The organism is Paraburkholderia acidiphila, from assembly GCF_009789655.1.
GTDB classification, from domain to species: domain Bacteria; phylum Pseudomonadota; class Gammaproteobacteria; order Burkholderiales; family Burkholderiaceae; genus Paraburkholderia; species Paraburkholderia acidiphila.
In genome coordinates this window covers 20,571-38,227 of record NZ_CP046909.1, presented here as the reverse complement: position 1 = coordinate 38,227, position 17,657 = coordinate 20,571, and the positions used below count along the sequence as shown (strand labels likewise).

Below are 17,657 nucleotides of genomic sequence, written 5' to 3'. Positions count from 1 at the left end.
AACCGGATGCGGGCCGCGGTGAATCGCGGCGTCATTGATGCACAAGCGAGCCATTGTAGCGTGGCGAGCGCGCAACACTACCAGCCCTGTTCGATTCGACTTGAGCGCACCGCGCGCACGGGCCAGCGGCGACGAATTCGTCTGGATACATATTGGCGGATACCGACTAACGGCTCGCCGCATGATGGCGACACAAGACGCCTCCCCAGCTTCGTCGCGGCCATCATGAAACCACTCGGGAAAAAACACGACTTCGCGTTCCTGGCCTTCGTTGCGCTCTTTTCCGTGTACCAGCAGGGACGGGGAAAGCTATTCGCGCCTTTCTGGGACTACAAGGTGTACGCGTACGCGCTGGACCAGTTCAAGCGCGGCGCGAATCCGTATATCCCGCACGGATTTCCCTTCGTCTATCCGCCCATCTTCCTGAATCTCTTTTCGCGCATGCCGTTTCACTGGCTCTATGTGGCGTTCGTTGTCGCGTCGCTGATCTATTTCGCCTGGAGCATCAGACATGCGGATTTCGTCGCGGCGGGCGCGCTGGGTTTTCTGACCGGCGGCGCGGGCGTGGGAGGCATCCTCACGGGAAACTTCGCGATCTTCGCTCACCTGCTGATCATTGCGCTTTTTTACGCGGCTTCCCAGGACGCTTTAGCGCGTAGTTCGCCGCACGCCTCGCAGACGAGCCGCAGCGCGACGGCAAAGTATTGCGCGCTGGCGTTTTTCATCGCCCTTTTTGCCTCCATCAAAATCTACTTCCTGACGTACGCCGTCGTGTTCTTTTTTATCCCCAAGGGCATGCGCTATTTCTTCGCGGTGCCTCTGTGTGTTGCGCTCGCAACCATCGCGCAACTCGCGCTGGAACCGCGCTTGTGGACCGACTTCGAAACCCTGCTGCGCTGGCAGATGCTCGCTCAGAACGATTCCGGGCTCGTGCTGTTCGGGATACTGGAGCAGCACGTCCGCGCGCTATCGACTCTGGAAGATGTGCTGTTCTACGAAGGGGTTGTCGTGGCGCTATTCGTGTATGCGGTGAACCCGTTACGCGCGCGGCGACTCCTGGTATTCGAAAATGGAAACGCACCTGGCAGGCTGTTCTACGTCCTCGCATTCTGTCTCGCGCTGAATCCGAGAATGAAGGAATACGACATCGCGCCGTTTTTCGCATGCTGCTACGTTTCGCTATTCCAGAGCAGCAACACTGACAACCGGATGGATCGCGTGTTCTTCTATGCCGTGCCGCTGGCGTTCGTCGCCGCGTGGATCGTCGTCAAGTTTGGACACGTCTACTACGCGCTCGACGTGTCCTGGTTCATCGGCGTCTATTTCGTGTTCTTCGTGGTTTCACTGCGTCAACGGGCATGGCGGGTTTCGGCTCGAACAGACGTGCGTCACGTAGACGGCGACGCCGCGGCGACGGGCTGAAAAAAAACGCCTCCGAAGAGGCGTTTTTTGTTAGTGCGGGTCGCTTCAGCGTCTGCCGCCCGCGGCCATTTCCATCAAGCGGCGGATGCGCTCTTCCGTGGCCGGGTGCGTACTAAAAAGGTTCTGCAAGCCGCCGCCCGAAAGCGGATTCATGATCATCATCTGCGCCGTGGCCGGATGCTGTTCGGCCGCCGGAAAAGGAATGCCTTGCGCGTAGCGATGGATCTTGTCGAGCGCCGAGGCGAGCGCCTGCGGATCGCCCGAAATCTCAGCGCCGCCACGGTCCGCCTCGAACTCGCGCGCACGCGAGATCGCCATCTGGATCAGCGCGCCCGCGATCGGCGCAAGCAGCGCCACGGCAATGCTCGCGATGGGGTTCGCCGGGCGGCCGTTTTCGTCGCGGCCGCCGAAGATCATCGCGAAGTTGGCGAGCGCCGAGATCGCGCCGGCCATGGTGGCCGAGATCGTCGAGATGAGAATGTCGCGGTGCTTCACGTGCGCGAGTTCGTGCGCCATGACGCCGCGCATTTCGCGCTCGGACAGCACGCGCAGGATACCCGTGGTCGCCGCGACCGCCGCGTGCTCGGGGTTGCGGCCCGTGGCGAAGGCGTTGGGCGCGTCCTCGTTGATCAGGTAGACGCGCGGCATCGGCAAGCCCGCACGCGTGGCCAGATCGCGAACCATGCGATAGAACTGCGGCGCCGTGGTCTCGTCGACTTCCTGCGCGTTGTACATGCGCAGGACCATCTTGTCCGAATACCAGTACGAGAAGAAGTTCATGGCGAGCGCGAAGAACAGCGCCAGCATCATCCCGCGATGCCCGCCGATCAGCCCGCCAATCACGATGAAAAGGGCCGTAATCGCGGCCATCAACATCGCGGTTTTGACCCAGTTGAACATGTGCTGTGCTCCTTCACCCACCAGGGGATCAAATCGATCGTTGGACGCCCGCCAGCCGGTCAGCCAGCAATAAGCGAGCGCATTGTAAGCGATTTGTTAGATATGGGCAGATGCGAAAAATTCAATCTCAGCGTGTGGCCGTGGCGAGCTTCAGGCCCAGGCCGACAAACGCCGAGCCCACCGTGCGGTCGAGCCACTTCTTCACACCCGCCTTGCCCGACAAGCGCCGCGTGACGCTGCCCGCCACCCACGCGACGAAGCTGCTCCAGACCGTGCTCATCAGCACGAACGCGGCACCTAGCGTCAGGAAAGCGAGGGTCTTGTGCTCGCTACCCGTGGCCACGAACTGCGGGAAGAACGAAACAAAGAACAACACCACTTTCGGGTTGAGCACGTTGGTGCAGAAACCCGAAATGAAGAGCTGGCGTAGCGGCCGCGCAGCAGCGGCAGGCGGCGTGGCTTGCGCGGCGCCTTCGGCCGGCGTGACGTCGTGTTTCGTGAGGACGAGCCGCACGCCCAGATACACGAGATAAATCGCGCCGACGATCTTGATGACCGTGAACGCCGTGGCCGACGCCGCGAGCAGCGCCGTCAAACCGAACGCACAGGCGAGCGTATGCACGCAGCAGCCCGCCGAGATACCCAGTGCGGAGACCAGGCCCGCGCCGCGGCCCTGCGCGACGCTGCGGCCGACGATATATGCCGTATCGGGCCCCGGCGTCACGTTCAGGAGAAACACGGCGACGAGGAAGAAACCGAAATGGGTGATGCCGAACATGACAACCTCAAAATCGAAAAGCCGCTTCAAACGCTAATGATTCTAGCGCGCTGGTCACCGCGCGGCGCTTGCGCGGGTGGCCATTTTCAGGCGCTGGCGCGAGCCCGGATTCAGGCCGCAGGAGCCTCGGGCAACTGGAAACGCTGGCCCGCCGCGAGCGGCATGCCGGCCAGGAATTCGCGCGCGCTCAGGCGCTTGCCGCCCGGCTTTTGCAGCTGCGTGAGGCGCAGTGCGCCCTCGCCGCAGGCCACCACCACGCCTGCCGGACTCACATCGAGAATTTCGCCCGGCTCGGCCCTCGCGCTGGCCGAACGCTCCACCGGCTCGGCGGCCCACAGCTTGAGCTGCGCGCCGTCCAGCGTGGCGGCGCCGCCCGGGAACGGGTCAAACGCGCGAATCTGGCGCGCGAGCGCCACGGCCGGCCGGCGCCAGTCGAGCGCCGCTTCCTGCTTGCCGATTTTTTCGGCATAAGTCGCGCCCTCAGCCGGCTGCGGCGTGACGGGCAGCGCGCCGTCGCGCTCGAGCGCGAGGAGCCCGTCCACGATCAGCTTCGCGCCGAGTTGCGCCAGGCGGTCGTGCAGCGTCGCCGTGGTGTCGCCCGGCGCGATTGGCGTGCGCACTTCAGAGATCATCGGGCCGGTGTCGAGCCCCGCGTCCATCTGCATGAGCGTGATGCCGGTCTCGTCGTCGCCGGCTTCGATCGCGCGGTGAATCGGCGCGGCGCCGCGCCAGCGCGGCAGGATGGACCCATGAATGTTGATGCAGCCGCGCGGCGGGATGTCGAGCACTTCCTGCGGCAGCAGCAGCCCGTAGGCTGCGACCACCATCACATCGTGCGGCGTGGCGCGCAGCAGGTCCAGTGCCGCGGCCGCTTCCTCCGGATACTTGCCCGTGCGGCGCAGCGACGGCGGCTGGGCAACGGCGATGCCGTGCTCCTGCGCGTAGCGCTTGACCGGGCTTGCCTGGAGCTTCATGCCACGGCCCGCCGGGCGGTCCGGCTGGGTCAGGACGAGCGGCACGGCAAAGCCCGCTTCGTGAATCGCCGCGAGCGCCGTGGCGGCGAATTCCGGCGTGCCGGCGAAGATGACGCGAAGGGTGTGACTCATGGGCGCTCGATGCTCAGTTTGCTGGACGCTGGTGGACGAAGAATGAAACGACGCAACGCACAGCGATTACATCGCGCGTTCGAGCTTCTTCATCTTGCTGCGGATGCGCGTTTGCTTGAGCGACGACAGGTATTCGACGAACACCTTGCCCATCAGGTGATCCATTTCGTGCTGGATGCAGACCGCGAGCAGCCCTTCGCAGTCCACCTCGTAGGTTTCGCCCTTTTCGTTCATCGCGCGCACGCGCACCTTTTCCGCGCGCTCGACTTCGTCGTAGATGCCAGGCACGGAAAGACAGCCTTCCTCATGCACTTCACGCTCGGCGCTCGACCAGATGATTTCCGGGTTGATGAACACGCGCAGCTCGTCGTGCGCGTCGGAAACGTCGATCACCACGACGCGCTCATGCACGTCGACCTGGGTGGCCGCGAGGCCGACGCCCGGTGCGGCGTACATGGTTTCTGCCATGTCGGCGACCAGTTTGCGGATGCGGTCGTTGACCACCTCGACCGGCTTCGCGACCTTGTGCAGACGCTTGTCCGGGTAATGAAGAATGTTCAGTAGAGCCATGATTTGACGGGTTTCTCGTTGGGCGCCTGAAAAAGCCAGGAACAGGGAACGATGCGCGGCCTGGCCATTCGGCCAGCTTGCGGGTCCCATGCCGGATACGGAGGATATCCACGCATATTCGGACGAAAGGGCCGCAATTCAACGTTGAACGCGCGCTCGCCCGTGCGAACGCGCCGCGCAGGAAGGCGTGCGCGCAGTGCCACGGGTAAAGACGCCACGGTGTATTTCGGATGGTGAAAATTTTATCACGAGGTGCGGCAAACCGTCCGCGCCCGGGGAACGCAATGCCAACGACCTTGCCGCTGTCTTCCGAGGAACTGACCGCCTGGCTGCGCCTCGCCCTCGCACGGGGGCTGAAGCCCGCTGCGCTGCGGGCGCTGCTCGGCGCGTTTGGTCTGCCTCAAAACGTGCTGACCCAACCATTCGCCGCACTCGCCGCGGTAGCTGGCGCACAAGCCGCGCACGCCGCACTGGCCGCGCCCCGCCCAGACTTCGCAGCACTGCTCGAAGCACTGCAGGACTGGCGGGCGGCGCCCGGCAACGCGCTCATCACGCTCGCCGACCCGGCCTATCCGCCGCGCCTGCTCGACATGCCCGATCCACCGCCGCTGCTCTACGCAAAGGGCCGGCTCGAGCTGCTCCACGCACGCGCGGTAGCGGTCGTGGGCAGCCGCAGCGCCACGCCCCAAGCCATCGACGACGCCGCGCGCTTCGCGCGCACACTCGCAGCGGCGGGTCTCACGGTCGTCTCGGGGCTCGCGCTCGGTGTGGACGGCGCCGCACATCGCGGCGCGCTCCACGAGCATGGCGGCACAGTCGCCGTGATCGGCACCGGCGCGGATCTCGTCTATCCCCCGGCTCATCACCCACTCGCCACGGAGATTGCCGCGCACGGCGCGCTCGTCTCCGAATGGCCGCTCGGCACCCCGGCGCGCTCCGCGAACTTTCCGCAGCGCAATCGCGTGATTGCCGCGCTTGTGGAAGGCGTGGTGGTGATCGAAGCCGCGCAACGCTCCGGCTCGCTCATCACGGCGCGCCTCGCCAACGAGATGGGGCGCGACGTATTCGCGCTGCCCGGGTCGATCCACGCGCCGCTCACGCGCGGCTGCCACGGGCTCATCAAACAGGGCGCGCAGCTGGTCGAATCGCCCGAAGAGGTCCTCGATGCGCTGAACGTCGGGCAACAGCCCTCGGGTGCCGGGCGCGCGCCCGCATCGCGGCGTGAGCCGCGCCGCCAGAAAGTCTCGGTTCCGTTCGAACGCACACGGCGCGACGCTGGTGAGACGCTGCCGCTGCCGCTCGAAAGCCCGCGTGCTGAAGCACGAAAGCCAGCCGCCGGTCTTGCCGCCGACGCCCGGCGCCTGCTCGAAGCGCTCGGACACGCGCCAGCCACGGTTGAAATCCTCGCCCAGCGCACCGACATGCCTGAAGCGGTGCTGCAAGGCACGCTGCTGCAGCTCGAACTCGCGGGGCACCTCGATGCGCTGCCCGGCGGCTGGTTCGTGCGGGCCAGTCGCGGGACATGAGGCGGCTCATGCCGCGGATTGAGGGAGCATCACTGCCCGCGCGCCGCCGTGATACATTCGCGCCAAATACCCCGCTCTATATATAAGAGAACGCAAGGAACGACCATGCCCGCGCTAGACCTCGACACCGACGCCGACAAGATCGCAGAGCGCGTCAGCAATCAGGACACGCTGTTCGTCGCGTGCCTGTGCGCGCAGTGGTGCGGGACGTGCCGCGACTACCGGGCCACGTTCGACCGCATCGCCGAGGCGCATCCCGATGTCTGCTTCGCGTACATCGACATCGAAACCCATGCCGACCGCTTCGACGATCTCGATGTCGAGAACTTCCCGACAATCCTGATCGAAGACGGTCACGCCACGCGCTTTTTCGGCACGGTCCTGCCGCATGCCGCCGTGGTCGAGCGCATGCTCTCGGACCTCAGGGCGCTGCCGGGCGTGGCCGACGCGCCCAAGCTGCGCCCCGCTCTGAGCGCGGTTTGAACGCCACCGCTATCTGACCCCGATCAGGCGCACCGCTTGCCGCACGCCTTGGCACGCCCTTATGATTGGGCGCCTTGGCGCTTGAGCGGGTGTCATCATGAGATGACGTAAAAATCGACGCCGCCGCGCCATGTGCTATAAAGCGGTCGAGAACGGCCCCCCGAGCGGGGCGGCAACGCCGGGCATCGCGCCCAAGCGCCCATTCAGGCGGCATCGGCCCCGGGGCGCCAACCGGATACACCCACAAGCAACCAGTCATGTCCAAAGCTCTGATCATCGCCGAGAAGCCATCCGTCGCGAACGACATCGCGCGCGCGCTGGGCGGTTTTACCAAGCATGACGAGTACTACGAGAGCGACGACTACGTACTCTCGTCGGCGGTCGGCCATCTGCTGGAAATCGCAGCGCCCGAGGAATACGAGGTCAAACGCGGCAAGTGGAGCTTCGCTCACCTGCCCGTGATCCCGCCGCACTTCGACCTGAACCCGATCGCCAAGAGCGAATCGCGGCTCAAGGTGCTCAACAAGCTGATGAAGCGCAAGGATGTCACGCAGCTCATCAACGCCTGCGACGCGGGGCGCGAGGGCGAGTTGATCTTCCGCCTGATCGCGCAGCACGCGAAGGCGAAGCAGCCGGTCCAGCGCCTGTGGCTCCAGTCGATGACGCCGCAGGCGATTCGCGACGGTTTCGCGAACCTGCGCAGCGACCACGACATGCAGCCGCTCGCCGACGCCGCCCGCTGCCGCTCGGAAGCCGACTGGCTCGTCGGCATCAACGGCACGCGCGCGATGACCGCCTTCAACAGCAAGGGCGGCGGCTTCTTCCTCACGACAGTTGGCCGCGTTCAGACGCCAACGTTGTCGATCGTCGTCGAACGTGAAGAGAAAATCCGCCGCTTCATTGCGCGCGACTATTGGGAAGTGCGCGCGGAGTTCGTGTGCGCGGGCGGCTTCTACGAAGGGCGTTGGTACGACCCGAAATTCAAGAAGGACGAGTTCGATCCGGAAAAGCGCGACTCGCGCCTCTGGAGCCTGCCGGCCGCCGAGACCATCGTCGCGGCCTGCCACGGCCGTGAAGGCACGGTCACCGAGGAATCGAAGCCGTCCACGCAGCTCTCGCCCGCGCTCTTCGACCTGACGAGCCTGCAGCGCGAAGCCAACGGCCGCTTCGGCTTTTCGGCCAAGAACACGCTGGGCCTCGCCCAGGCGCTGTACGAAAAGCACAAGGTGCTCACTTACCCGCGTACCGATTCGCGCGCGCTGCCCGAGGATTACCTCGGCACCGTGAAAGAAACGCTCGAGATGCTCAAGGAGAGCAACAACTACCTGCCGCATGCGAAGCAGGTGCTCGACAAGGGCTGGGTGAAGCCGAACAAGCGCATTTTCGACAACTCGAAGATCAGCGACCACTTCGCCATCATCCCCACGCTGCAGGCGCCGAAGTCGCTTTCCGAGCCTGAGCAGAAGCTCTACGACCTCGTCGTAAAGCGCTTTCTTGCCGTGTTCTTCCCGGCGGCGGAATACCGCGTCACCACGCGCATTACCGAAGTCGCGGGACATCACTTCAAGACCGAAGGCAAGGTGCTGGTCGAGCCGGGCTGGCTGCAGGTCTATGGCCGCGACGCGGCCGGCGACGACGCCAACCTCGTGCCGGTGAAGAAGGACGAGAAGGTCAAGACCGACAAGATCGCGGCGCATCAGCTCGTGACCAAGCCGCCTGCGCGCTACAACGAAGCGACGCTGCTCTCGGCCATGGAAGGCGCGGGCAAGCTCGTGGACGACGAAGAGCTGCGCGAGGCCATGGCCGCCAAGGGTCTTGGCACGCCGGCCACGCGCGCGGCGATCATCGAAGGTCTGCTTGGCGAAAAGTATCTCGTGCGCGAAGGGCGCGAGCTGATTCCCACGGCCAAGGCATTCCAGCTCATGACGCTGCTGCGGGGTCTCGGCGTGGAAGAACTCACTGCACCGGAACTCACCGGCGAATGGGAGTACAAGCTTTCGCAGATGGAGCGCGGCAAGCTGCCGCGCGACGCGTTCATGCAGGAAATCGCCCGCATGACGCAGACCATCGTGAAGCGCGCGAAGGAATACGACTCGGACACGATCCCCGGCGACTACGCGACGCTGACCACGCCGTGTCCGAATTGCGGCGGCCAGGTGAAGGAAAACTACCGGCGCTTCGCGTGCACGAAGTGCGAGTTCTCGATCTCGAAGATTCCGGGCGGCCGCCAGTTCGAAATCCCCGAAGTGGAAGAGCTGCTGCAAAACAAGACGATCGGCCCGCTCTCGGGCTTCCGCAGCAAGATGGGCCGGCCGTTCTCGGCCATCCTCAAGCTCTCGTTCGACGACGAAATCAAGAACTACAAGCTCGAGTTCGATTTCGGCCAGGACCAGGGTACCGAAGATGGCGAAGCGCCCGACTTCTCGCAGCAGGAGCCGGTGGGCGCCTGCCCGAAGTGCAAGGGCCACGTGTTCGAGCACGGCATGAGCTATGTGTGCGAGCACTCGGTCGCGAATCCGAAGACCTGCGACTTCCGCTCGGGCAAGGTGATCCTCCAGCAGGAGATCACGCGCGACCAGATGGCGAAGCTGCTGGCCGAAGGCCGTACCGACTTGCTGACGAACTTCAAGTCGTCGCGTACGGGCCGCAACTTCAAGGCATTCCTCGTCAAACAACCCGACGGCAAGATCGGCTTCGAGTTCGAGAAGAAGGAACCGAGCGCGAAGACGGCGGCCAAGACGGCAGCGAAGAAGTCGGCCGCATCGGCCGAGGCTAAGGACGATGCCGCGAACGACGCGGCGGATTCGGCAGAAGAAGGCAAGGCCAAGCCCGCGCGCAAGACGGCGGCAGCCAAATCCTCACCGGCGCGCAAAACGGCCGCCCGCAAGACGCCGGCGCGCAAGACGGGCTCGTAAGCGTTCCTTTCAAGGGCCGGCATCGGCCCAAGCCCGCGCACCGCAGCGAAACAAAAGGCGCAGCTTCTCACGAAGCTGCGCCTTTTTATCGCCCGATGAACGGCGATATCGAGCTTATAGCGGCGAGATCGCCGACGTCCGTGTGCGCGCCGCCGCAGCGCGCGCAGCCTTCGGTGCGCGATCCGCGTCCACACCGTTGTGCTCGCCGTCGTGCAGGCTTCCACCCGGCACGGGCTGCGCAACGTCGTAGTCTTCGCTCGCGACGCCATTGCGACCCGCCACAGCCGGGCGTGCAAGGCCGTCCTTGACCCACTGCTCGCCGAGCTGGCTGTTCGGCGTCTGGCTGAAATGCTCGACAAGGTGGTCGATAAACGTGCGCACCTTGGCCGGCAGGTGACGGCGGCTTGGATACGCGACGTTGATCTCCACCTGCGGCAGACGATAGTCGCCCAGCAGCCGCACGAGACGCCCACGCGTCATGTCGCGGCCAATCAGGTAGCTCGGCAGGATCGCGATGCCCATACCGAGCAGCGCGAACTGGCGCAGCATCTCGGTGTTGTTCGCCACGATCACGTTGGTCGGGCGCACGCGGACTTCGCCTTCCGGCCCAGTGAACACGCGCTCATCGCCCCAGTATTCGGAGGGCAGCGAGAGGCTCGGGTGCTCCATGAGGTGCTCGGGGCGCGTGGGCGTGCCGTGCTTTTCGAGGTAGGCTGGCGTCGCGCACACCGTCATGCAGCCGGTCGTGAGGCGGCGCGTGACAATGCTCGCGCTACGCATCTGGCGCGCGGTCACGACGCCGAGATCGAACCCTTCTTCGACGAGATCGACCTGACGGTCGACCAGCGTGACGTCGGGAATGACCTGCGGATAGCGCTGCGTGTACGTCTGCAGCACCGGCGCGAGGTTGTGGAGCCCGAAAACGACCGGCGCGACGATACGCAGCGTGCCGACGGGTTCGTGATTGCGCGCGACGACCATCTGCTCGACATCCTCGAGCTCATCGAGAATCTGGCGGGCGCGCTCGAGATAGACCTGACCCGATTCGGTCAGGGAGAGACTGCGGGTCGTGCGGTTGAGCAAACGCGTGCCGAGCCGACCTTCGAGGTCGGCAACATGCCGCGTCGCAACCGCGTTGGAGATATCCATCGCGGAGGCGGCCCGGGCGAAACTGCCGAGGTCGGCGACTTTGACGAATACTCGCATCGACTGCAAATGATCCATGAGACAACTCCTGCCTGTTACTGCCCCGCTGTTAATCAGCGGAGGAAACCGCGAATTCTCCTACGACAGCAGAAATCGTGCAGAAGTTGCCTCCGAAGCCCTTATTTTCTTTACGAATTCTTCGACTGCGCCCCAAAATGCATTAACGGATGTCAGATTGTTACCTCAACCGAAACAATTTTGCGCATCGCAGCGAGATAACCGGCCAAGTGCCGAACAGACGGGCCTCTGCACTGCACCAATGCGTCCGCCCCGGAAATAAAAATGGCCGCCCGAAGGCGGCCATTCCGATAGTGAGCGCTCACGTCACATGATTAGAGGCGTGCTTCCAGCGTCTTGCGAGCGTCCTTCAACACTTCCGGCAAACCATGAGCGAGTTTGTCGAACAGCTCGGCGTGCAGCGCGAGTTCGGCGCGCCAGTCATCGGCATCGACCGAAATGACCTGTTCGAACTGAGCCTGCGTGAAGTTCAGACCGCTCCAGTCGAGGTCGCCATAGCGCGGCGACACGCCGAACGCGTGCTCATCCCCCGTGGCCTTGCCCTCGATACGGCGCACCATCCACTCGAGCACACGCATGTTTTCGCCGAAGCCCGGCCACACGAACTTGCCATCCGGCCCCTTGCGGAACCAGTTCACGCAGAAAATGCGCGGCAGCGTCGCGCCTGCCGTGGCGAGGCGCTCACCCACGGTAAGCCAATGGCCGAAGTACTCGGCCATGTTGTAGCCGCAGAACGGCAGCATCGCGAAAGGATCGCGGCGCACCACGCCCTGCTGCCCCGCTGCCGCGGCCGTGGTTTCCGAACCCATGGTCGCGGCCATGTAGACACCCTCGGTCCAGTCGCGCGCCTCGGTCACGAGCGGCACGGTGGTCGAGCGGCGACCGCCGAAAATGAACGCATCGATCGCCACGCCCTTCGGGTTCTCCCATTCGGGATCGATCGACGGACATTGCGAAGCCGGCGCCGTGAAGCGCGCGTTCGGATGCGCGGCTTTGCGGCCGGTTTCCTTGCCGATTTCGGGCGTCCAGTCGTTCCCCGTCCAGTCGATCGCGTGGGCGGGCGGCTCGTCGGTCATGCCTTCCCACCAGACGTCGCCGTCGTCGGTCAGCGCGACGTTCGTGAAGATCACGTTCTCCTTGAGCGTCGCCATGGCGTTGAAGTTGGTCTTCTCACCGGTACCCGGCGCCACGCCGAAGTAGCCCGCTTCCGGGTTGATCGCGTAGAGGCGGCCATCGGCGCCGGGTTTGATCCACGCGATATCGTCGCCAATGGTGGTGATTTCCCAGCCGTTCATGGCAGGCGGCGGAATCAGCATGGCGAAGTTGGTTTTGCCGCACGCCGACGGGAACGCCGCCGCGACGTGGTACTTGCGGCCTTCCGGCGAGCGCACGCCGAGAATCAGCATGTGTTCGGCGAGCCAGCCTTCGTCGCGGCCCATTGTCGACGCGATGCGCAGCGCGAAACACTTCTTGCCGAGCAGCGCATTGCCGCCGTAACCCGAGCCATAGCTCCAGATCTCGCGCGTTTCCGGGAAGTGGACGATGTACTTCGTCTTGTTGCACGGCCACGGCACGTCCTGTTCGCCCGCCGCGAGCGGCGCACCCACGCTGTGCACGCACGGCACGAACGCGCCGTCTTCGCCAAGCACGTCGTACACGGCGCGGCCCATGCGCGTCATGATGCGCATGTTCACGGCCACGTAGGGGCTATCGGAAAGCTCCACGCCGATATGCGCGATAGGCGAGCCGAGCGGGCCCATCGAGAACGGCACGACGTACATCGTGCGGCCGCGCATCGAGCCAGCGAACAGGCCGTCGAGCGTCGCACGCATTTCGGCGGGCGCGACCCAGTTGTTGGTGGGGCCGACGTCTTCCTTCCTGGGCGAGCAAATGAAGGTGCGGTCTTCCACGCGTGCAACGTCCGAAGGATCGGAGCAGGCGAGATACGAATTCGGGCGCTTCTGCGGATTGAGGCGGCGCATCGTGCCGGCCTCGACCATCTGCGCACACAGGCGGTCGTACTCCTCCTGCGAGCCGTCGCACCAGACGATGCGATCCGGCTGCGTATGCGCCGCGATTTTATGCACCCAATCGATCAATTTCCGGTGCCGGACCCAGGCGGGCACCTGCGCGGCGGCCTGGGCTTGGTAGTCGGGATGGTTCATCGAGCTGTCTCCATTTTTAGGGCTGTAAAAAGGGGATCGGCCCTTGTAGACGCTGCACGCGAGAGGCGCAACTCATACGAACCTAAATGTTGATGGCAGATCAACATGCGAATCGGTCCGCGCAGTTGGGCAGGTCGTCAAGGTCCTTTAGCCTGGGGTTCGAAACCGTCTGTAAAGCGGCTTGCATCGGAGCCCGACAAGCTGTTAAAAGTTGCAAAATCGCAGCTGATTGCTGCGACAAAAACCCTGCGTGCGTAGCCTCGGGCTTGCGCAATTGCAATGCCCGTTGCTGCACGCGGCGAGCGACGTGAAGGCTCCCTATATTCATACCAGCCTTCGCGGTGCTGCATAGTGGGATAACCACCAAATGAACACTGAAGTCGCGCCACGAACGGCGCGATGCAAAACACGCAAAACAACCCGCCGCCATGAAAATTGCCATCCTTGACGACTACCAGGACGCCGTCCGCAAGCTCGACTGCTTTCAACTGCTCGCCGACCACGAGGTCAAGGTTTTCAACAACACAGTGCGAGGCCTCGGCCAGCTCGCCAGCCGCCTCGCCGAAGTCGACGCGCTCGTACTGATTCGCGAACGCACTCGCATCACCTCGCAACTGCTCGACAAGCTCCCGCATCTGCGCATGATCAGCCAGACGGGCAAGGCCGGTCCGCACATCGACATCGAATCCTGCACCGAGCGCGGCATCGCCGTCCTCGAAGGCACCGGCTCGCCCGTCGCGCCCGCCGAACTCACGTGGGCGCTCATCATGGCCGCGCAGCGCCGCATTCCGCAGTACGTCGCCAACCTCAAGCAGGGCGCGTGGCAACAGTCGGGTCTCAAGACGTCGGCCATGCCGCCCAACTTTGGTCTGGGTACGGTAATGCGCGGCCAGACGCTCGGCATCTGGGGCTACGGCAAGATTGGCCGTCTCGTGGCCGGCTACGGCAAGGCCTTTGGCATGCGCGTTCTGGTGTGGGGCCGCGAGCATTCGCTCGAAGCGGCGCGCGCCGACGGCTACGAAGCGGCCGCCAGCCGCGAGGCGCTTTTCGAAGAGAGCGACGTGCTCTCGCTACATCTACGCCTGCACGATGACACTCGCGGGATCGTGAAGCAGGAAGACCTGATGCGCATGAAGCCGACGTCGCTGCTCGTCAACACGAGCCGCGCGGAGCTGATGGAAGAAAACGCGCTGCTCGGCGCGCTCTCGCACAACCGGCCGGGCATGGTCGCGATCGACGTGTATGAGAGCGAGCCGATCCTGCAGGGCTACAGCCTGCTGCGCATGGAAAACGTGATCTGCACGCCGCACATCGGCTATGTGGAGCGGGAGAGCTACGAACTGTACTTCGGCGCGGCGTTCCGCAACATCCTCGCGTTCGATGCAGGCGACCACGCCAGCGTCGCCAACCCCGAAGCGCTGCAGGGCGGCCGTCGCAAGTAAGCGCGGCCGCATGCGGGCGGCGCGCCGCCCTCCCTGCGTCTTTCCGGCTGATTCCGATCCGGCCGCGTGCGCTCAGGCGTGCGCGGCCGATTCCATGACGTCCGGCAAACGCGCGAGGAAACGCTCGCCGTCCACGCGGCCGAGGTTGTAGGCGTGCTGCATCTGATGCGGGCTCGTGTAGTCCCAGCTCGAGATCGGCACCTTGGCCGATGGCTGCACGTAAAGGCGCTGCTGCACGCCCTGCGCCGCCTGATGCCGCACCACGAACATCTGCGGACGCGGATAGAGCCGCGTCACCATCACCAGCACACGGCCGGGCGTCTCGTCCAGCGCGCCGACCGGCACGTTGTCGACCATGCCGCCGTCGAGCACCGGGCGGCCGTTGCGCCGCAGAACCGGCGTGAACGGCGGCGTGCACGACGACTGCAGGATGAGATCGGCCAGATCCTCCACGCTCGCGCATTCCTGCGCCGTCACGAACTCCGGATGAAATCCAAGCTTGCGCCCGAGCGTGGGATGTAGCGTCTTGCGGATATGCTTTTCGATGTTGTACGCGATGAGACCCGCCGCCACGGCGCTGCGCGCCCCTAGCCAACGCGGCACATGCGACACGCCGATGCGGATCTCAGGCGCGTCCTGGAGCTGTGTGAACGGCTCGCCGTAGATGTCGAGCAGCGCCTGGCGATAGATGCGGTAGTGCGGAAACACCGATTCGCCGCGCAGCAGATTGCCCCAGTAGGCGTTGCGCTTGTTGTGGCGCAGCGCTTCCTCGTAATAGCGCATGACCCAGTCGGCGTCGCGTGTATAGAGCATGCACGCGGTGGCCGCGCCCGCCGAAATGCCCGTGATGACGCGCGGGTGAATGCGCAGCTCGGGCTGGACGATGTCCCAGAACCCCGCCTGCCACCAGCAGCGATTGCCGCCGCCGGCGAAAACCACCTGATCGAACATGCCTTCTACGTCCTTCGAAGCGACCGAAAACGATCGGAAGCGCCAAGCTTAATCGAGCAGCGCGTAAGTCGAGGTCGCGTGAACCGCCATCCGGCCGTCTTCGTCGTAGAGTTCTATTTCGCCGAACACCAGATTGCGGCCCATGCGCAACACGCGCGCCGTTACGAGCACGTCGCCCTTGCGCACCGCGCGCATGAAGTTGGTGTTCAGCGCGACAGTCGTCATCGGCTTGAAGCCGCCGAGCGCGGCCGTGATCGCGACGATCATCGCCGTATCCGCCGCCGCCATGAAAACCTGGCCGCAGATCACGCCGCCCGAGTGGCGCAGTTCGCCCGAAAACGGCAGGCGCAGGGTCGCGCTGTCTTCCGAGACCTCGACGGGCCTCATCCCGAGCGCGCGCACCCACGGGGCCAGTACGCGCTCCAGCAGCGCGTCGATTGCGTTGTCGTCCATCGTTTGCCTTTGTGGATTGCCGTGCGACGATTCCAGCCGATGACAACCGACCTCAGCCAACCTCGGTGAACAGGCGGCGCACAGCGACTGGCTTGAAACCTGGCTTGAAACCCGGTTTGACGCCAAGGGTGGCGACATCATACCGGGACAGCACGGCCGCAGCGGTAACGGCGCAAACGCCAGCGCAGACAGGGCTTGCGCCGCATCGACTCACTATTTTCAGGAAATCTGCGAAAAAGGCTTGCCAAGTCCCAAAAAGTCCTGCATAATCTTTCTTCTGTTGGGGGCGTTAGCTCAGTTGGTAGAGCAGCGGACTCTTAATCCGTAGGTCGAGTGTTCGAGTCACTCACGCCCCACCAGCCAATTCAGTCAAAAAGCCCGATCCTTGCGATCGGGCTTTTTGCATTTCTCCGCGTCCGCGGGCATCCTCTTGGGCTACTTCACGCGTCTCACATGACGCGACGCCTGCTTCGGGCGCGGCAACCAGCGGCTGAGCGCCTCGAAGCCGTCGAGCTGGCGAAGCAGCGTATCGACAGTCGAAAGCTGAACGTGGGTCAGATGGTTTTGCTTGAGAAGCGCGTGCAAACGCTTGCGCCAGTACGCCACACCCATCACCGGCATCTCGAAATCGCCGGCCAGCGACGGCGGCATCACGCGCGCGATGTGCGCGATTTCCTGTTCGACGAATGTCATGGCTTTCCCCGTTGGACCTGCCGTGGTTTCTTATCGTATGAAGTACTGTAGGACGCTCGGGAGCGCTCGCCAGCCTACCCGTATGGATAGGTAACAAATAGTCCGACTAAATTGGGGAAGGAAACCGCTGAAACCGGCGGCCCGCTGCCGGACGCTCGCGCTGCGCGGTTCGTCGGCAGGCGCTCCTTCACTTTCCACGCTTACCCGGTCCGCAATGGCACAACCGGCAAATAATTTCGGAATCCGAATGATTCGATTCCGAACAGCCTATCTCACTTTCAGACTCTTCCTATAGGGTTTTTCTGACTAGATGCCGATCATAGTCAGGTCAACTACTGTCTTGAAAGAGGTAAATCATGATGCACGGTCATCCTGTCGACCGGCTCGTGGCAGGCGCAATCGTCGGTGCGCTCGTCACGACGCTTCTGGTCCTGCTGCTGGTCTGGCTGGATATTCCGCCCGAGAAGCATGTGAGCCTGGCTATCCGCCTTGCGGTGCCGGTCGTGATCGCCGCATGCGCGCTCCTGATCCGCCCCTTGCTGCTGAAAACGGTGCTGCGCGACCGGCGCGACCCATTGATGCTGGACGAGGATCTGAACCAGCTACTGGTCGGCCGCGCGCTCGGCTTAGTTGGCGGCTTCTTCTTCGGCATTACGCTCGCGACCCAGATCCTCTAGCCGCCAGCGCTCAAAGAAAGGGCTTGCCGTCCACCTGTTCATAGACGACGTTGCCATCGTCGTCTTCGAATTGCTCGAGGTAGTTGCGTGCGCCGCACAGCGGGCACCGGAACAAGGGCCCCTGCCCTTCGTTCTTGATCACGACCTCGGACTGTTCCCACGGGGTGCCGCACGACTGGTTGCGGCAAACAAATGTACTCGACATGCAGACTCTCCTGACTGTTACGGGTGCAAAGCCTACCGCAAGTGCGGCCCGCGCGCCGCAAATCTCCGATTCCCGCTGTTATTGCGCTTCCTGGCTGTTCACTTCTTGAGCAGTCGAATGCCCCTCTGCTCCGGCCTGACGCAATCC

Annotated in this window: 16 protein-coding genes and 1 tRNA gene; 7 read left to right on the top strand and 10 right to left on the bottom strand. The window is 64.0% G+C overall.

Annotated features, from left to right (window positions below):
* The first annotated feature begins 6 nt into the window (after nt 1–6).
* Nucleotides 7–1,422 carry a hypothetical protein gene (locus FAZ97_RS00165; RefSeq protein WP_158756639.1) on the top strand — a complete coding sequence of 472 codons (1,416 nt, stop codon included), beginning with the start codon at nt 7–9 and terminating at the stop codon, nt 1,420–1,422.
* Nucleotides 1,423–1,467: 45 nt separating this feature from the next.
* Here FAZ97_RS00165 and htpX read toward each other — a convergent pair whose 3' ends face one another.
* From htpX to def, 4 genes are all read right to left on the bottom strand, one after another.
* Nucleotides 1,468–2,322, bottom strand: coding sequence for a zinc metalloprotease HtpX (gene htpX, locus FAZ97_RS00160; RefSeq protein WP_158756638.1), 855 nt, complete (start codon nt 2,320–2,322; stop codon nt 1,468–1,470).
* Nucleotides 2,323–2,449: 127 nt separating this feature from the next.
* Complete coding sequence (locus tag FAZ97_RS00155) at nt 2,450–3,100, bottom strand: LysE family translocator (RefSeq protein ID WP_158756637.1); 651 nt, start codon at nt 3,098–3,100, stop codon at nt 2,450–2,452.
* 110 nt (nt 3,101–3,210) lie between these two features.
* A complete protein-coding gene (gene fmt / locus FAZ97_RS00150; protein WP_158756636.1) occupies nt 3,211–4,206 on the bottom strand; it encodes a methionyl-tRNA formyltransferase in 996 nt (331 codons plus the stop codon).
* Between the two features lie 66 nt (nt 4,207–4,272).
* Nucleotides 4,273–4,776 carry a peptide deformylase gene (def, locus tag FAZ97_RS00145; protein WP_158756635.1) on the bottom strand — a complete coding sequence of 168 codons (504 nt, stop codon included), beginning with the start codon at nt 4,774–4,776 and terminating at the stop codon, nt 4,273–4,275.
* Between the two features lie 284 nt (nt 4,777–5,060).
* Here def and dprA point away from each other — a divergent pair, with 284 nt between their 5' ends.
* From dprA to FAZ97_RS00130, 3 genes are all read left to right on the top strand, one after another.
* Entirely contained in the window at nt 5,061–6,302 is a 1,242-nt protein-coding gene (gene dprA / locus FAZ97_RS00140) for a DNA-processing protein DprA (RefSeq protein WP_158756634.1), read from the top strand.
* A 105-nt stretch (nt 6,303–6,407) separates the two neighbouring features.
* A complete protein-coding gene (locus FAZ97_RS00135; protein WP_158756633.1) occupies nt 6,408–6,785 on the top strand; it encodes a thioredoxin family protein in 378 nt (125 codons plus the stop codon).
* 257 nt (nt 6,786–7,042) lie between these two features.
* Nucleotides 7,043–9,700: a DNA topoisomerase III gene (locus tag FAZ97_RS00130; RefSeq protein ID WP_158756632.1), complete on the top strand. Its 2,658-nt coding sequence runs from the start codon at nt 7,043–7,045 to the stop codon at nt 9,698–9,700.
* A 114-nt stretch (nt 9,701–9,814) separates the two neighbouring features.
* Here FAZ97_RS00130 and FAZ97_RS00125 read toward each other — a convergent pair whose 3' ends face one another.
* Entirely contained in the window at nt 9,815–10,924 is a 1,110-nt protein-coding gene (locus FAZ97_RS00125) for a LysR family transcriptional regulator (RefSeq protein WP_158756631.1), read from the bottom strand.
* Nucleotides 10,925–11,238: 314 nt separating this feature from the next.
* Nucleotides 11,239–13,089, bottom strand: coding sequence for a phosphoenolpyruvate carboxykinase (GTP) (locus tag FAZ97_RS00120; RefSeq protein WP_158756630.1), 1,851 nt, complete (start codon nt 13,087–13,089; stop codon nt 11,239–11,241).
* A gap of 428 nt (nt 13,090–13,517) precedes the next feature.
* Here FAZ97_RS00120 and FAZ97_RS00115 point away from each other — a divergent pair, with 428 nt between their 5' ends.
* Nucleotides 13,518–14,531 carry a D-2-hydroxyacid dehydrogenase family protein gene (locus FAZ97_RS00115; RefSeq protein ID WP_158756629.1) on the top strand — a complete coding sequence of 338 codons (1,014 nt, stop codon included), beginning with the start codon at nt 13,518–13,520 and terminating at the stop codon, nt 14,529–14,531.
* A gap of 72 nt (nt 14,532–14,603) precedes the next feature.
* Here the strand turns inward: FAZ97_RS00115 and FAZ97_RS00110 are convergent, their stop codons facing one another.
* Nucleotides 14,604–15,482 carry a patatin-like phospholipase family protein gene (locus FAZ97_RS00110; protein ID WP_158756628.1) on the bottom strand — a complete coding sequence of 293 codons (879 nt, stop codon included), beginning with the start codon at nt 15,480–15,482 and terminating at the stop codon, nt 14,604–14,606.
* A 48-nt stretch (nt 15,483–15,530) separates the two neighbouring features.
* Nucleotides 15,531–15,935, bottom strand: coding sequence for a PaaI family thioesterase (locus FAZ97_RS00105; RefSeq protein ID WP_158756627.1), 405 nt, complete (start codon nt 15,933–15,935; stop codon nt 15,531–15,533).
* A gap of 283 nt (nt 15,936–16,218) precedes the next feature.
* On the opposite strand from FAZ97_RS00105, the gene FAZ97_RS00100 reads away from it, so the two are divergent.
* A tRNA-Lys gene (locus FAZ97_RS00100) sits at nt 16,219–16,294 on the top strand.
* 76 nt (nt 16,295–16,370) lie between these two features.
* Here FAZ97_RS00100 and FAZ97_RS00095 read toward each other — a convergent pair.
* Nucleotides 16,371–16,628 carry a hypothetical protein gene (locus FAZ97_RS00095; RefSeq protein ID WP_158756626.1) on the bottom strand — a complete coding sequence of 86 codons (258 nt, stop codon included), beginning with the start codon at nt 16,626–16,628 and terminating at the stop codon, nt 16,371–16,373.
* Between the two features lie 356 nt (nt 16,629–16,984).
* Here FAZ97_RS00095 and FAZ97_RS00090 point away from each other — a divergent pair, with 356 nt between their 5' ends.
* Nucleotides 16,985–17,305 (top strand): hypothetical protein, encoded by a 321-nt coding sequence (locus FAZ97_RS00090; RefSeq protein ID WP_233271597.1) that lies wholly within the window; start codon nt 16,985–16,987, stop codon nt 17,303–17,305.
* 10 nt (nt 17,306–17,315) lie between these two features.
* Here the strand turns inward: FAZ97_RS00090 and FAZ97_RS00085 are convergent, their stop codons facing one another.
* Nucleotides 17,316–17,510 carry a hypothetical protein gene (locus tag FAZ97_RS00085; RefSeq protein WP_069264575.1) on the bottom strand — a complete coding sequence of 65 codons (195 nt, stop codon included), beginning with the start codon at nt 17,508–17,510 and terminating at the stop codon, nt 17,316–17,318.
* Nucleotides 17,511–17,657: the final 147 nt, after the last annotated feature.

Excerpts from the sequence above, each read along its gene's own strand:
- FAZ97_RS00165 (WP_158756639.1), top strand. The coding sequence starts at position 7 with ATGCGGGCCGCGGTGAATCGCGGCGTCATTGATGCACAAGCGAGCCAT.
- htpX (WP_158756638.1), bottom strand. The coding sequence starts at position 2,322 with ATGTTCAACTGGGTCAAAACCGCGATGTTGATGGCCGCGATTACGGCC.
- FAZ97_RS00155 (WP_158756637.1), bottom strand. The coding sequence starts at position 3,100 with ATGTTCGGCATCACCCATTTCGGTTTCTTCCTCGTCGCCGTGTTTCTC.
- fmt (WP_158756636.1), bottom strand. The coding sequence starts at position 4,206 with ATGAGTCACACCCTTCGCGTCATCTTCGCCGGCACGCCGGAATTCGCC.
- def (WP_158756635.1), bottom strand. The coding sequence starts at position 4,776 with ATGGCTCTACTGAACATTCTTCATTACCCGGACAAGCGTCTGCACAAG.
- dprA (WP_158756634.1), top strand. The coding sequence starts at position 5,061 with ATGCCAACGACCTTGCCGCTGTCTTCCGAGGAACTGACCGCCTGGCTG.
- FAZ97_RS00135 (WP_158756633.1), top strand. The coding sequence starts at position 6,408 with ATGCCCGCGCTAGACCTCGACACCGACGCCGACAAGATCGCAGAGCGC.
- FAZ97_RS00130 (WP_158756632.1), top strand. The coding sequence starts at position 7,043 with ATGTCCAAAGCTCTGATCATCGCCGAGAAGCCATCCGTCGCGAACGAC.
- FAZ97_RS00125 (WP_158756631.1), bottom strand. The coding sequence starts at position 10,924 with ATGGATCATTTGCAGTCGATGCGAGTATTCGTCAAAGTCGCCGACCTC.
- FAZ97_RS00120 (WP_158756630.1), bottom strand. The coding sequence starts at position 13,089 with ATGAACCATCCCGACTACCAAGCCCAGGCCGCCGCGCAGGTGCCCGCC.
- FAZ97_RS00115 (WP_158756629.1), top strand. The coding sequence starts at position 13,518 with ATGAAAATTGCCATCCTTGACGACTACCAGGACGCCGTCCGCAAGCTC.
- FAZ97_RS00110 (WP_158756628.1), bottom strand. The coding sequence starts at position 15,482 with ATGTTCGATCAGGTGGTTTTCGCCGGCGGCGGCAATCGCTGCTGGTGG.
- FAZ97_RS00105 (WP_158756627.1), bottom strand. The coding sequence starts at position 15,935 with ATGGACGACAACGCAATCGACGCGCTGCTGGAGCGCGTACTGGCCCCG.
- FAZ97_RS00095 (WP_158756626.1), bottom strand. The coding sequence starts at position 16,628 with ATGACATTCGTCGAACAGGAAATCGCGCACATCGCGCGCGTGATGCCG.
- FAZ97_RS00090 (WP_233271597.1), top strand. The coding sequence starts at position 16,985 with ATGATGCACGGTCATCCTGTCGACCGGCTCGTGGCAGGCGCAATCGTC.
- FAZ97_RS00085 (WP_069264575.1), bottom strand. The coding sequence starts at position 17,510 with ATGTCGAGTACATTTGTTTGCCGCAACCAGTCGTGCGGCACCCCGTGG.